The organism is Rhodococcus rhodochrous (assembly GCF_014854695.1).
GTDB lineage: Bacteria > Actinomycetota > Actinomycetes > Mycobacteriales > Mycobacteriaceae > Rhodococcus.
In genome coordinates this window covers 4,950,372-4,964,895 of sequence record NZ_CP027557.1, presented here as the reverse complement: position 1 = coordinate 4,964,895, position 14,524 = coordinate 4,950,372, and the positions used below count along the sequence as shown (strand labels likewise).

Sequence of the window (14,524 nt, the reverse complement as noted above, 5' to 3'; positions counted from 1 at the left end):
TGTGCCATATTGATGGCATGCAGCGTGAAGACAAGATCGAACTCACTCGTCGACTCATCGCGCACGTCGACAACAACACCACCGACTACGCGGACGAGATTCTCCGAGTGCCGTTTTCGGTGTTCAACGATCCCGAGCTGGCGGATCTCGAACGCGAGGCCGTCCGCCGCTTCCCGCACATCGTCGCGCACGTCGACGAGGTGAAGAACGCCGGCGACTTCATCACGACCGAGCTGATCGGCACGCCGTTGCTCGTGGTCAGGCAGCCCGACGGCAGTGTGAAGGCATTCTCGAACGTGTGCCGCCATCGCGGAGCGAAGGTCGAGTTCGAGGAGTCCGGCTGCAAGCGAATCTTCAGCTGCCCCTACCACAATTGGGCCTACGGGCGCGACGGTGCGTTACGCGGGATGCCGCATGCGGACGGCTTCGACGGTCTCGACCGTTCCCGGTACGGACTCGTCGAATTCCCCTGCGAGGTTCGCCACGGGCTCGTCTGGGTCGTACCGACCGTCGGAGCTGAGCTCGACATCGCCGAGACGCTCGGGGAGAAACACGATGCCGAGGTCACCGATACCGGCATGGGCACCTCCTACCAGGTCCGCAAGGAAACCTGGAAGCTCGACATGAACTGGAAGATCGCCGTCGACGGTGTCCAGGACTCGTACCATCTGTGCCAGTTGCACACCAAGACGGTCTGCAACTTCCTGGAGGGCAACATCACCGCTCTCGACGTCGTCGACCGCTCGTGGCGACTCGTTGTGGCGCGCAAGTCGATCACCGAGGTTCGCGACGCCGACCCGGATTCCTTCGACGTGCGCGACTATTCCCTCGCGAACTACACGATCTACCCCGGCACCATGCTGGTGACCGAGCCGAACCACTTCGAGGTCTGGACGATCGTTCCCGACGTCGACGACCCCAACGTCTCGTACTGCACCATCCGGCTGCTGTCTCCCGCAGAGCCCACCACTCCGCGCGAAGTACGGGTCCTCGAGAAGAACTGGGAACTGCTCATGGAGACACTCCACGAGGAGGATTGGTTCGTCACGAAGACGATCACCGACAACGTCGCCCACGGAAAGGTGGACGAACTCGTCTACGGCCGTAACGAACTGCCGGGACAGCTCTTCCACAGGATGATCACCCGGGATGCCGCCGCGATCGCCGAGGAACGGCGGAAGAAGGTTGGCACGTCGACATGACCGCAGCGGAATTGCACGAGTCGTCCCCCGAGCCGGGTGTTCTGCTCCTGACTTTCGACCGGCCGGCGACGCTCAACGCGATCTCGTTGCCGTTGCAGCGCCGCCTCGACGAGCGCCTCGACGAAGCGGCGCGCGACGACGACGTGCGGGCGGTGGTGATCACCGGTGCCGGTGATCGGGCCTTCTCGTCGGGCTACGACCTGGACGAACTCCGTGGGATGTCGTCCGAAGAGCAGCTCGAAGCGATGCTCGAACGCGAGGAGTTGTTGTGGCGTTATCTTCGCTTCCCGAAGCCCACGCTCGCGGCCGTCCAGGGTGCGTCGTACGGTGCGGGAACACTTCTCGCCGCGTGTTCGGACCTTCGTGTCGGAGGACCGTCGACGTCCTTCACCGTGACTGCGGCGAAGTACGGGGGCGCAAACCTGACGTGGATCCTCGACACGGTGATCGGCGCCGGCCAGACACGCGACCTACTCATGACCTCGCGTGCCGTTGCGGGCGACGAGGCGTACCGCATCGGATTGCTCACTCGTTATGCGGACAGTGGCCGCGTGCTCGACGAAGCGATGGTGGCAGCGAGACAGATCGCGGCGCAGTCACCCGAGGCGATCCGTGAGATCAAGACGCTGCTGCTCGCAGGGCAGGGAAGCGATCTGCGTAGTCGATACGATCGGGAGAATACCGTAGCGCGCACTGCGCTGCGCCCCCGGTCCATCGGCGACACGTTCGCGGGGTTCTTTTCGAACCTGCCCGGGGCCGAGCGAAAAGAGAGATCATGAGCGGTTCATCGCATTCGAGTACCTCGATCGACATCTGGAAGCCGGACTGGAACGATCCGTTCGATCCGACAGCGGAGGCCGACGACGAGTTCGCCGAACTGGTCGATGCGCTGCGGTCGGTCCAGGAAGCGTTCACCAGGTCTCGTCCGGATACTGTGTCCGCCGCCCGTATCACGCAGCAGTTGCGTTCTGTAGCAAAGGAATTGCAGTTCCTCGAAGTGGGGGAGGACGAGCAGATCCCGGGTCATCGGTGGGATCTGGCGGGACGGGGTCAAGCCTTGGCTCCGCCCCTGCACATCGACGAGGTGACGGAGACCGCCGCTCGCGGACGGGTCACGGTCGGGCGTTTCTACTCGGGGCGATATGCGATGAACGGCGGCGTCACACCGTTGATCTTCGACGAGATCATGGCTCGTCTGGCGAACGACGCGGGTCGGCTATGGGCCCGCACGGCCTATCTGAACGTGAATTTTCGTGCCCCGGCGCCCCTACACGTCGAACTGCGGGTCGAAGCGGAGTTCGAGCGTCAGGAGGGCCGCAAGCGATTCATGCGCGGATGGATGTATCACGAAGACGTGCTTGTCGCGGACGCGGACGGATTGTGGGTGGAGCTCAAACCCGAACAGACGCTGAATATTTCCGAAAGAGGAACGGTATGAGTGGTTACTCGTTGCTGGAAGGGCTGCGTGTCCTCGAAGTCGCACAGCTGGCACCGTCGTCGGTGGGCGGGCATCTCGCGGATCTCGGCGCGGAGGTCGTCAAGATCGAGGCGGGTCCGCTCGGCGACCCGGTGCGGATCGGCGGGAGCCGGGCCGTCGGTGACGAGAACGGACCCTCGTTCATGCACCTGCGGTGGAATCGCGGAAAGAAGAGTGTCGAACTCGATCTGCGAACGGAGGAGGGCAAGCGGGCCTTCCTCGAACTCGCTCGTACCTGCGATGCAGTGATCGAAGGGATGCGCGGGGGATACCTGGACTGGCTCGGAGTGGGATACGAGCAGCTGCGGGAGGTCAACCCCAGGATCGTCTTCTGCACCGTTTCGGGAATGGGTTCGGAAGGTCCGTACAGCACACTCGGGACCGGGGGGCCGACCTTCGATGCCTTTGCAGGCCTGCGTGAGGTCCGCACACCCGTGGACCCGCCGGTCGACGGCATCGCGGGCGGCACGACTCCACCGATCGCGATGTATGCCCTCGGTGCGTACGGTGCAATGGGATTGCTTTCGGCAGTACACCGTGCGGGTCGCACCGGCCAGGGCTGCCGGCTGGAAGTGGCCGGAATCGACATCGCCGCTGCGTGGATGCCCGACCTCGTCGATGCCGAACTCAACAAGGACCGATCCCTTCCGCGTCCGACGTGGTTGCCGGACGGTCGCCTGCCGGATTGGCCTCGTCTCGAGGCGTACCGGACGAAGGACGGCGAAGCGATGCTGTTCGGTGCGCACGTCGAGAAGTTCTGGCGCAACTTCTGTGTCGCGGTCGACCGAGCGGACCTGCTGGATATCGACCTCACGAGCACCGACCCGGAAGCCTCCGCACGCGCCGATCGCGTGTACCGGGAACTGCGGGAGATCTTCCTACAACGGACCCGCGACGAATGGGTATCGTTGTTCCTCGAGCACGATATCGCCGGCGGCCCCGTCAACTCGGTCGCCGACCTTCTCTCGGACCCGCATTTCCTCGCGCGTGCCGGCACCTACCGGGTCGAATATCCGGGTGTCGGTGAACTCGAATTCGTAGCGAGCCCGGTGCGTGTGGACGGCGAGAAGTTCGCGCCGGATCTGCCGCCCGTTCTCGGCTCCGACACCGAGAGTTTCCTCGAAAACATATGAACTGTAACAACTTCGAACGTTCGACGGCCTCTCCCTGCGCACCGACCGCCGGGAGGGGTTTCCGTCGTCGCACGACCGGATTGTTCCGAAAATGCAGTTGTGCCATTTACCTATGAATGTTAGATTCAAGGCACCTGCGGTGGTGGGGATCACACACCTTGTGGGGTGTGACGCACCCGCGGTGGTCGTACAGCAATACGGGGCGTTCCGTCGGATCGGGCGCCTCGGCAGGCGGACAGGTCCGGAGCGGGCCGCGCCTTTTCCGTGGTCGTGAGTGAGAGCTGGGTGCGCCGCCACGGCCGGCACGAGGAGATCACGATGAATCTGCCCGATCTGGTTCGGTACTGGGGCAAGACCCGCCCCGCTCAGCAAGCGATCGTCTTCGGCGACACCTCGCAGACATGGACCGAAGTCGATGCGATCACAGATGCATTGGCGCGAGGGCTCGCGGCACGAGGTGTGCGCAAGGGCGATCGCGTCGGCGTCATGATGCTCAATCGACCCGAACTGGCGCACGTCATTCTTGCCACCCTCAAGCTCGGCGCGATCAGCGTCCCGCTGAACTTCCGTCTGGTCGGTAAGGAACTCGCTCCGATGCTCGTCGACTCCGCCCCGCGGGTGGTCGTGGTGGAGAGCGAGCTTGCCCCGCTCCTCGAAGTTGGCGCCACGCAAACGGAGTTCGAGGTCTTCGCGATCGGCGGAACGGACCACCGCCGGTACGAGGAGCTGATCGACCCGGGGGCGGCCCCGTCCGTCGATGTCGCACCCGCCGACCCGGCGTTCATCTGTTACACCTCCGGCACCACGGGCGTGCAGAAGGGTGCGTTGATCACCCACCGTAATGCCCTCGCTCCCGGCATCGCTCAGGTCCTCGGTCACGGTATCTCCGGCAAGGACCGCGTCATGTGCTCCGCACCGCTGGTCTACACCGGTTCCGTTCTCTCGATCTTCATGCAGCTCGTGGTACTGCCCGGTTCGACGATGGTGCTGCTCCGCGAGTTCGACCCGGAGATCGCGCTCGACACCTTCGAGCGCGAGCAGATCACCGCGACCACCACTGTCCCCGTGATCTGGGAGCGCATGACGCAGCTACCCGACTTCGGTAGGCGCAAGCTGGCACAGTTCACCTTCGCCGGTGCGGGCGGCGCGCCCATCAGTCTCGATCTCCTCGACTTCTACAACAGCCGGGGGGTGCCGATGACCCAGGCCTACGGGCTGACGGAAGCGTCGGGCATGGCGTCGACCCTGAACTACGAGGACGCGCGGATCCGTCCGGGCTTCGCCGGTCTCGCGCTTGCGGGAACCGAGCTGCGGATTGCCGGGACCGACGGCGGCTTCGCCGGGCCCGACGAGGTCGGCGAGATCCTGGTACGCGGCGAGCACGTCATGCGGGAGTACTGGAACAAGCCCGAGGCTACGGCCGAGACCCTCGTCGACGGATGGCTGCGCACGGGAGACCTCGGTCTGCAGGACGGGGGCGGGTACCTCAAGGTCGTCGACCGCAGCAAGGACATGCTCATCTCCGGTGGGCTGAACGTATATCCCGCCGAGATCGAGAAGGCCCTGCACGGTATCGACGGCCTGGTCGACCTCGCGGTGATCGGAGTCGAGGACGACCGCTGGGGGGAGGTGCCGATGGTCGTCTTCCACAGTTCCCGGCCCGCGCACGAGATCGTGCACGACATCACCGCGGTCGCGAGTGAGAATCTCGCCAAGTTCAAACGGCCGATGCACGCGGTCGCGCTGGACGAACCCCTGCCCCGGACGTTCTCGGGCAAGCTCGCGAAGACGGTTCTGCGTGAGCGGTTCCAGGCGCCGCCGGCAGATGCGATCCCGGTGCCCCGGGATATGAAGACTGCCGACGAGCACTTCGCTTCCTGAGTCGGTTTCCCCGCTCCGAGAGGGCCTGCAACGTGAACAACATTCGTGATGTGGACATCGTCGAACTCATCGATAGATCTGCTCTGTCGTCTCTTCAGAAGCGTGTACTGGCCCTGTGTCTCGGTCTTGCGATCCTCGACGGTGTCGACGCACAGCTCATCGGATTCGTGATCCCTGCGATGTCCGAGGACTGGAGGATCGAACCGGCGTCGTTCGGGCTCGCACTGGCCCTGAGTACCGGCGCAATGGTCGTGGGCAGCCTGGTCTTCGGGTCTCTCGCGGACCGTTACGGCCGCCGCAGGATCATCATCGTATGCACCGTCGTCTTCTCGGTGTTCACCTTGGCCACTGCATTCGTGACGTCGATGGGAGCGTTGATCGTCCTGCGGGTGATCGCAGGTCTCGGGCTCGGCGGAGTGACACCCAACCTTGTTGCGATGGTCAGTGAATACAGTCCGGCCCGTACCCGGGCCACGATGGTGACCGTGACAGTTGCCGGCATGTCTCTCGGCGGATTCGTCGGCGGCTTTTGCGCAGCATTTCTCATTCCGAGGTTCGGATGGCAGTCGCTGTTCCTTCTCGGCGGTCTGTTGCCGTTGGTTCTCGTCGCTGTGTCGATTCGATGGTTGCCGGAATCTGTCAAGTTCCTCGTCGCCCGAGGGCAGACGGGGAAGGCGGCGGACATCATGGGGCAGATTGCGCCCGACGAGAAGGTTCCGGCAACGGCCCGGTTCGCGCAGGAACCGGCCACCGCGTCGAAGTCGTCCGTCGGTGCGCTGTTCCAAGGGGGCCGCGGCGTCGACACGGTTCTGTTGTGGGGCGTGTTCGTCATCAACTTCCTGGTCATCTACTTCCTGCTCAGTTGGATGCCGACGCTGTTCGGTGAAGGTGGGCAGAGTGCCTCGACCGCCTTGCTCGCCGCTTCCCTGTTCAATCTCGGCGGGATGACCGGTGCGCTGACCTTCGGACGAATCACCGACCGGATCGGTAACGGTTTCGTGGTGGTGATGGCCGGTTACACGCTCGGAGCAGTGTGCACAGGCCTGGTCGCGATGCTTTTGGGCAGCGGGTGGTTGCTTCTGGTAACGGTGTTCTTCGTAGGATTCGGCATGTCGGGCAGTTCCGCGGGCATCATCGCGATCGCAGCCACGGTGTACCCCGTCTCGGTCCGCGCGACCGGTGTCGGCTGGGCTATGGGTATCGGACGCATCGGTTCGATTGCCGGTCCTGCAGTCGGTGCGCTGCTCATCGCGGCGGGACTCGGTGCACGGAGCATTTTCCTTCTGACGATCGTGCCGACGCTACTGGCTGTCGTGACGCTCGGCATTATGGCGATCCGGCAGCGTCGCGCATCGGCTGCCTCCGGTCACGCGAGTTCGGTCTCTTCCCGAGTCGGCGCGTCGATCCGGTAGTTTTGTGCAGCACAGGGCTGTTCGTCGCCGAAGTCGTCGGTGACAAGCGGCCCTGTGCTGCGTTCGGCCGAGCCTGCGCGGCTCGTCTTGCGACTTTTAACTACTGCTATTAGATTAGGGGTCAGTCGGTGTCGCGGGTCACACCCCCAGGTTCGCCCCCTTCGCCGAATAGTGGATGGAGAAGACGAGTGCCGGTGAAGTTGTCCTACTGCCGCCTGTGCCCCGCCTCCTGCGGCGTGCGCGTGGAGGTCGAGGAGAATCGGATCCTCGGAATCACCGGCGACGGATTGCACCCGCTCTCGGGTGGCTACACGTGCCCGAAAGGGCGCCGCGGCGGCGACTTCCTTCACGGCGCCGACCGGCTCACCACATCCATGCGCCGCACCCCCTCGGGCGACTACGAACCGATCTCGATCGACGACGCCGTCACCGAGATCGCCGAGAAACTCACAGCGATCACCGGCGAACACGGCGCCGACGCTCTCGGACTCTTCATGGGCACCCAGCAGAACTTCGCGGCGCTGACCGGGCCGATGGCCCGCGCCTGGTTCCGCACCACCGGATCGCACAAACTCTTCTCCACGATGACGATCGACCAGTCGGCGAAGTGGATCGTCCAAGCGCGCATGGGCCAGTACCTCGGCGGACGGCAAACCTTCGATACCGCCGACGTGTGGTTGCTGGCCGGCACCAACCCGATGGTCTCCCTCAACGGTGGAGACGGCGACGGAGCGATCACCGGAAATCCCTCCGTGACGATCCGGCGTGCCCGGGAACGCGGACTGAAACTGATCGTCGTCGACCCGCGTCTCACGGAAACCGCCGCGCGAGCCGATCTCCACTTACGTCCCCGGCCCGGAACCGACGCCGCCCTGTTCGCAGGAATGCTGAATGTGATCCTCTCCGAAGGACTTCACGACCGGGAGTTCTGCGACCGATTCGTCGAACAGCTCGACGTACTCGCGGCGAGGGTGGCACCTGCGACGCCGGAACGGACGGCGGCGTCGACCGGTGTTCCTGCCGCCGACGTGATCCGCGCGGCGCGGATGTTCGCGGAAGGGCCCCGCGGAATGGCGACGACCGGAACCGGCGTGTGCATGGGACCGCACTCGAACGTCGCGGAGCACCTCGTCGCCTGCCTGAACGTCGTGTGCGGACGTTACCTTCGAGAAGGTGAGACCGTGCCCGAGCGCAACGTGCTCGCACGGAGTGTGCCGCTGAAGGCCGAAGTTCGTCCTCCCTATCGCAGCTGGGAATCGGGTTTCCGCAGTCGGATCGGCGGAGTCGGCACGATGAACGGCGAACTGCCGTCCGGAATTCTGGCCGACGAGATCCTCGAGCCGGGCCCCGACCGGATCCGGGCGCTCGTGGTGTCGGGGGGTAACCCGGCCCGGGCCCTCCCGGACCGCGAGAAGGCCGAGCGTGCCCTGCGGGAACTCGACCTGCTGGTGTGTATCGACACGAGAATGTCCAACACCGCGCGACTCGCCGACTACGTCATCGCCCCCACCATGGTGTACGAGCGCCCCGACCACACGCTGCTCATGGAGTTCTTCTTCTCCGAGCCGTTCGCGCAGTACACCCCGCGGTTGGTCGAGCCACCCCCGGGTGTCGTCGAGGACTGGGAATTCTTCTACCGGCTGACCGTCGCATCGGGGCAGCGGCCCAAGTTCGCGGGGCGGGTCCTGGATCCGGCGGTGCCCCCGACCTCCGAGGAACTACTCGAGATGTTCGCCGAGCGCGGCCGGATCCCGTTCGACGAGCTGACCTCGGCACGTCGCGGAGTACGTGCGCCACGGGTGGAGAAGATCGTCGAACCACCGAACGAGGGTGGAGCGCACCATCGTCTCGCTCTGTGCCCCGACGACGTGGCCGCGGAAATCGATGCGGCACTGCAGGAAAGGAATTCCGTCGCCGCATTTCCGCTCGCGCTGACGGTCCGCCGCGCCCGCGAGCTCATGAACTCGCTCGGACGAGACATCCCTGGTCTTGCGCGCTACGGCTACAACCCTGCCCACGTCCATCCGCGGGATCTGGAAAGGTTCGGCGTGGCCCACGGCGACATCGTGCGCGTTCGTTCGCGCCGAGGGCAGATACGGGCGGTCGTGCACGCCGATCGCACCGTGGCGCCCGGCACCGTCTCGATGACCCACTGCTGGGGCGGTTCCGACTCCGACGCGGATCCACGACTGGACGGCAGCAATGTCAACGATCTCACCGGCTACGACGACGTGCAGCACATCAACGTGATGCCGACGATGACCGCCGTGCCGGTAGCACTCGAGCGGGAGGTGGCCGGTGCCCACTGAGACCTCGGCCCGTACGGTGAAACCACGCATCTGCCCGCTCTGCGAGGCGACGTGCGGGCTGCTCTTCGAACTGGACGGACGCACCGTGACATCGGTGCGCGCGAATCCCGACGACGTGTTCAGCGCGGGACACAGCTGCGCCAAGGGAGTGGGTCTTGCTGCGCTGGAGAACGATCCGGACGTCGTACGCACTCCGCTGATACGGGACGGAGACGGCTTCCGCACGGCCTCCTGGGACGAGGCGTTCGCGGAGATCGAAAGACGGCTACCGCCGATCGTCGCGCGTGATCCGACCAGTTGCGCAGTGTATTCCGGGAATCCGGCCGCACATCACCTCGACCCGTCCCTGTACACCCTGCCGTTGATCGCGGCCATCGGAACACGGAACGTGTACTCACCGGCGAGCATCGACACGCTCCCGAAGAACTTCGTCAACACGCTGCTCTACGGCACTGGGCTGGGGATGGCGATTCCGGACATCGACCGGACGTCGTACCTGCTGATTCTGGGATCCAACCCGCTCGTGTCCAACGGCAGTACCATCACGGCGCCGGGAATCGGCAAGCGCCTGGAGGCGCTGCGCGAGCGTGGCGGCACGCTGGTCGTGGTGGACCCGGCGCGAACCCGCACCGCCGAGGTCGCCGACCTGCACCTGCCGATCCGTCCGGGTACCGACGCTCTGTTCCTGCTCGCGCTCGTCTCCGTGATCGCGGAGGAAAACCTTGCAGCACTCGGACGGTTGGCCGATCACGTGGACGGCGTGGAGGACGTGCTTCGGCTCGCAGCGCCGTTCACGCCCGAAGCGGTGGCCGACACGTGCGGTCTGGACGCCGGGCTGATCCGGCAGGTCGCACGTGATTTCGCCGCCGCTCCGGCGGCGGTGGCGCATTCCCGGATGGGTTCGTGCACCCAGGAATTCGGTTCGGTGGCGAACTGGATGGTCGAGGTTCTCAACATCGTCACGGGGAATCTCGACCGGCCCGGTGGGGCGATGTTCCCGACCCCGCCGGCAGGTGGACCCACCACGTGGCCGGCAAATCCGAAGGCGCCCCTCGTGTTCGACCGCTGGCGCTCACGTGTACGCGATATGCCGGAGGCGATGGGGGAGATCCCCGCTGTGTGCTTCGCCGAGGAGATCCTCACCCCGGGGCCCGGCCAGGTCCGGGCACTGATCACCATCTCCGGTAATCCGGCCCGGTCGGTGCCCAACAGCCGTGCCGTCGAGACGGCGCTGGCCGACCTCGAGTTCATGGTCTGCATCGACGGGTACCTCAACGAGACCACCCGCTACGCCGACGTCGTTCTCCCTCCTCCTCCGCTGACCACGCGCGGACACCACGACCTCGCGCTGACCCACTTCCAGGTCCGCAACGTGGCCCGGTATTCGGCGCCGCTGCTCGAACCCGGCCCCGGGGAGATGCCGGAATGGCAGATCCTGCTCAGGCTCACCGCGATCGTCCGTGGCGAACCGGGACGCCCCATCTCCGAACTCGACGACGAGGTGGCCGCCACCGCGATCCGCCGGGCAGCGAAACTGGCTGCGTGCGAACCCGAACACGTGGCCGCTTCGGTATCGGCACGTACCGGCCCCGAGCGACTCCTCGATCTCCGGTTACGCAGCGGCCCCTACGGCGATCGGTTCGGTGCCGTGCCCGACGGACTCACGCTCGAGCTGCTCGAACGGCACCCGGAAGGTATCGACTACGGGCCGATGCAACCGCGGATCCCGGAGGTTCTGCGCACACCGAACGGCCGGATCGACCTCGTGCCGGACCGGCTGACCGTCGATATCCCCCGCGTGCGCGCGGCCCTGGAACAGCCGGTGCCCGAACTGTTGCTGATCAACCGGCGACAACGTCGCGGCATGAACTCCTGGCTCCACAACGCGCTGCCCCAACCGGACAGCGGACAGTGCGCATTGTTCGTCAACGACGCCGACGCTCGTGAACGTGGCCTGGTGGACGGCGACACAGTACGCATCACGTCGAAGACGGGATCGATTCTCGGCGAAGTGCGTATCACCGCGGAAGTACGCCCGGGGGTCGTGAGCCTGCCACACGGCTGGGGCCACCAGGGGGACGGGCTGGGAATCACGAGGGCCGCGTCCGCCCCGGGTTCCAATGTCAATGCACTGGTAGATGATTCGGTGGTCGAACCCCTCACCGGCGCCCCGATCTTCAACGGCATACCCGTCGATGTCGAGCGAGCGGAAGCAGGCCCCCGGTGAACGCGCGCAGTGACACCTTGAAGGGCACGACGGTCGGGGTGGTCGGAGCCGGAATGATGGGGTCGGCCATCGCCTACACGTGTGCGCGGGCGGGGGCGGAAGTCGTGCTCGTCGCACGCACCCTGCAAGGCGCACGACGGGGCCGGCACTACGCAGAACGACGTGAGGCGCGTGCACTCGACTCGGGAACCACCGACGTTGCCTCGTCACGAGCTTTGCTCGATCGCATCGAGATCACCGAACGCCTCTCGGACCTCGGCCCCTCCGCGTTGGTGGTCGAAGCCGTGGCCGAGAACGTCGCCGTCAAACAGCAGGTTCTGCAGACGATCGAAGCGGTCACCGAGCCCGGCACCGTGCTCGCATCGACGACGTCGACGCTGCCGATCACGACCCTCGCGTCCACGTTGTCGCGCCCGGAGACGTTCGTCGGCATGCACTTCTTCTCGCCGGTCGACCGGATGCGGCTGGTGGAGACGATCGTCGGTACGCGCACATCCGAAAAGACCTTGTCGTCCGCTCTGGAGTATGCGCGGCTGCTCGGAAAGACACCCATCGTCGTGCGCGACAGCCGGGGGTTCTTCACGAGCCGCGTCATGGAGCGATATCTCGACGAAGCGCTGATCGCCGTCGGTGCCGGAATCGACCCGGGCCTCGTCGAAGATGCGGCGAAGGATGCGGGATATCCGGTTCCCCCGCTGCAACTTCTCGACGAGATCTCGCTGACCCTCAACCGTTCGGTGCAACGGGAGCAGCGTGCCGCCGTCGAATCGTCCGGCGGCACGTGGCGGGCCCACGAGGCGGACAGGGTGCGCGACCACATGATCGATGCTCACGACCGCGGCGGACGAGCCGCGGGCCGCGGTTTCTACGACTACGACGACGACGGCACACGGCTCGGGCTGTGGAGCGGGTTGCGCGAGGCATTCGGACCGGTGAAGGACATCCCGGTCGACGACATGCGCGACCGTCTGCTGTTCGCTCAGGTCGTCGAGGCATGCCGGTGCCTCGACGAAGGCGTCGTCACCTCCGACGCCGACGCAGACACCGGATCCGTTCTGGGCATCGGGTTTCCCGCCCATACGGGTGGGGTCGCGTCGTTCCGGCATTCGTATTCGGGTGGAGCCCGAAGTTTCGCGGATCGCGCGGGCCGACTCGCCGACCGCTACGGCGACCGCTTCCGTCTCCCGAACCAGGATCCAGCGCTTCGCGATCGATCGGAGAACTCATGACGTACGTAGTCACTCAGGCCTGCTGCAACGACGCCACGTGTGTCGCCGTGTGCCCGGTGAACTGTATCCACCCGACACCCGACGAAGCGCAGTACGCGCGCACCGAGATGCTCTATATCGATCCCGACACGTGCATCGACTGTGGAGCCTGCGCCGACGTGTGCCCGGTGGACGCGATCGTTCCCGACAGCGATCTCACTCCGGAAACGGAGATCTACAGGGATCTGAACGCGGCGTACTTCCTCGGTAATCCGTCCGTGTCCGGCCCCACCGAGGTGGCCCCGGAGCCCACCCGGGTCGTCGAACGCTCCGGGACCCTGCGGGTGGCGATCGTCGGTTCCGGCCCGTCGGCGTTCTATGCCGCGGAGGAGTTGCTGAAGAGACGCGACGTGGACGTCGAGGTGTCGATGTTCGAACGGTTGCCGGTCGCCGGTGGGCTCGTCCGCTTCGGGGTGGCCCCGGACCATCAGACCACCAAGGCAGTCGACCGCCTGTTCTCCCGCACCGGTGGCCGGGAAGGTTTCCGGGCGTTCTTCGGGGTGGAGATCGGACGGGACATCGGTATCGAGGAACTGCTCACTCACCACCATGCGGTCGTCCACGCGAGCGGAGCATCCGACGACCGGAAACTCGGAATTCCCGGGGAGGATCTGCCAGGTAGCGTCGCGGCCCGCGAATTCGTCGCCTGGTATAACGGGCATCCGGAATTCGCCGACCGCACGTTCGACCTGTCCGGTCGACGGGTGGTGGTCGTCGGCAACGGCAATGTCGCTCTGGACGTGGCACGCATCCTCGCGCGGGACCCCGACCATCTCGTACCCGGAGATCTTGCCGAGCACGCGCTGAACGCGTTGCGCAAGAGTGCCGTCGAGGAGGTGGTCGTGCTCGGCCGGCGCGGCCCCGAGCACGCCGCTTTCACGACCCCGGAACTTCTCGCGCTGGGCTCACTGCCGGAGGTCGACGTGACCGTGCACGGTGGGTACGAGACTCCCGCCGATGCGCCGATCAAGTTACGGACGCTGGCCGAGTACGCACAGCGCCCGCCGCGGCCCGGTCACCGGCGAATCGTCCTGCGCTTCCACGGCTCGCCGGTCGAGATTCTCGGGGACGGCCGAGTCGAGGGCCTGAGAATCGCGCCTTTCGCCGGAGACGGGCCCGCGGAGGATCTCGACGCGGCGATGGTCCTGCGTTCGGTGGGCTACCGGGGGAGACCTGTGCCCGGCCTGCCGTTCGACGACGAACGCGGCACGGTCCCGAACGTGGAGGGGCGCGTGATCGATCCTGCCGAGGGCCGTCCCGTGCAGGGCGCGTATGTCGCGGGGTGGATCAAACGGGGGCCGACCGGCGTGATCGGCACCAACCGATACTGCGCCGCGGAGACCGTCGAGACCATCGTCGCGGATTTTGCGCAGAACCGGCTTCGCGACCCGGCCGGCACCGCGGACGAGTTGGCGGAGGTCGTGAGGTCGCGCTGCCCGGAGGTGATCGACTTCGACGGGTGGAAGCGGATCGACAGGCACGAACGACTCGAGGGGCGTCGTCAGGGCCGCGCGCGGCACAAGTTGGTGGAGATCGACGCGATGCTGGCGGTCGCGCGGGACGCCGGCGACATTTCGGGCTTGCCTCGATAAACAACAGGCTTTAGATTTAACAG

The 14,524-nt window shown here is 65.7% G+C and carries 10 protein-coding genes; all 10 read left to right on the top strand.

Features of this window, described 5'->3' with window-relative positions:
• Nucleotides 1–17 precede the first annotated feature (17 nt).
• The 10 genes from C6Y44_RS22625 (at nucleotide 18) to C6Y44_RS22580 (ending at nucleotide 14,501) form a co-directional block, all read left to right on the top strand.
• A complete protein-coding gene (locus tag C6Y44_RS22625) occupies nucleotides 18–1,202 on the top strand; it encodes an aromatic ring-hydroxylating oxygenase subunit alpha (protein WP_016692433.1) in 1,185 nt (394 codons plus the stop codon).
• Entirely contained in the window at nucleotides 1,199–1,981 is a 783-nt protein-coding gene (locus C6Y44_RS22620) for an enoyl-CoA hydratase/isomerase family protein (RefSeq protein ID WP_016692434.1), read from the top strand. The genes C6Y44_RS22625 and C6Y44_RS22620 overlap by 4 nt, the downstream gene beginning before the upstream one ends.
• The gene (locus C6Y44_RS22615) at nucleotides 1,978–2,640 is read left to right on the top strand and encodes a PaaI family thioesterase (RefSeq protein WP_159417362.1); all 663 of its coding nucleotides are present in this window, start codon (nucleotides 1,978–1,980) and stop codon (nucleotides 2,638–2,640) included. Before C6Y44_RS22620 ends, C6Y44_RS22615 begins: the two co-directional genes overlap by 4 nt.
• Nucleotides 2,637–3,812 carry a CaiB/BaiF CoA transferase family protein gene (locus tag C6Y44_RS22610; protein ID WP_159417363.1) on the top strand — a complete coding sequence of 392 codons (1,176 nt, stop codon included), beginning with the start codon at nucleotides 2,637–2,639 and terminating at the stop codon, nucleotides 3,810–3,812. Before C6Y44_RS22615 ends, C6Y44_RS22610 begins: the two co-directional genes overlap by 4 nt.
• A gap of 318 nt (nucleotides 3,813–4,130) precedes the next feature.
• Complete coding sequence (locus C6Y44_RS22605; protein WP_026061177.1) at nucleotides 4,131–5,693, top strand: class I adenylate-forming enzyme family protein; 1,563 nt, start codon at nucleotides 4,131–4,133, stop codon at nucleotides 5,691–5,693.
• Between the two features lie 32 nt (nucleotides 5,694–5,725).
• Nucleotides 5,726–7,105, top strand: coding sequence for an MFS transporter (locus tag C6Y44_RS22600; RefSeq protein ID WP_159417364.1), 1,380 nt, complete (start codon nucleotides 5,726–5,728; stop codon nucleotides 7,103–7,105).
• 188 nt (nucleotides 7,106–7,293) lie between these two features.
• On the top strand, nucleotides 7,294–9,414 hold the full coding sequence (locus C6Y44_RS22595; protein WP_192378589.1) for a molybdopterin-containing oxidoreductase family protein: 2,121 nt from the start codon (nucleotides 7,294–7,296) through the stop codon (nucleotides 9,412–9,414).
• Nucleotides 9,404–11,641, top strand: a complete 2,238-nt coding sequence (locus C6Y44_RS22590; RefSeq protein ID WP_159417366.1) for a molybdopterin-dependent oxidoreductase — start codon at nucleotides 9,404–9,406, stop codon at nucleotides 11,639–11,641. The genes C6Y44_RS22595 and C6Y44_RS22590 overlap by 11 nt, the downstream gene beginning before the upstream one ends.
• On the top strand, nucleotides 11,638–12,870 hold the full coding sequence (locus C6Y44_RS22585; RefSeq protein ID WP_159417367.1) for a 3-hydroxyacyl-CoA dehydrogenase family protein: 1,233 nt from the start codon (nucleotides 11,638–11,640) through the stop codon (nucleotides 12,868–12,870). Before C6Y44_RS22590 ends, C6Y44_RS22585 begins: the two co-directional genes overlap by 4 nt.
• The gene (locus C6Y44_RS22580) at nucleotides 12,867–14,501 is read left to right on the top strand and encodes a 4Fe-4S binding protein (RefSeq protein WP_159417368.1); all 1,635 of its coding nucleotides are present in this window, start codon (nucleotides 12,867–12,869) and stop codon (nucleotides 14,499–14,501) included. The genes C6Y44_RS22585 and C6Y44_RS22580 overlap by 4 nt, the downstream gene beginning before the upstream one ends.
• The last annotated feature ends 23 nt before the right edge of the window (nucleotides 14,502–14,524 follow it).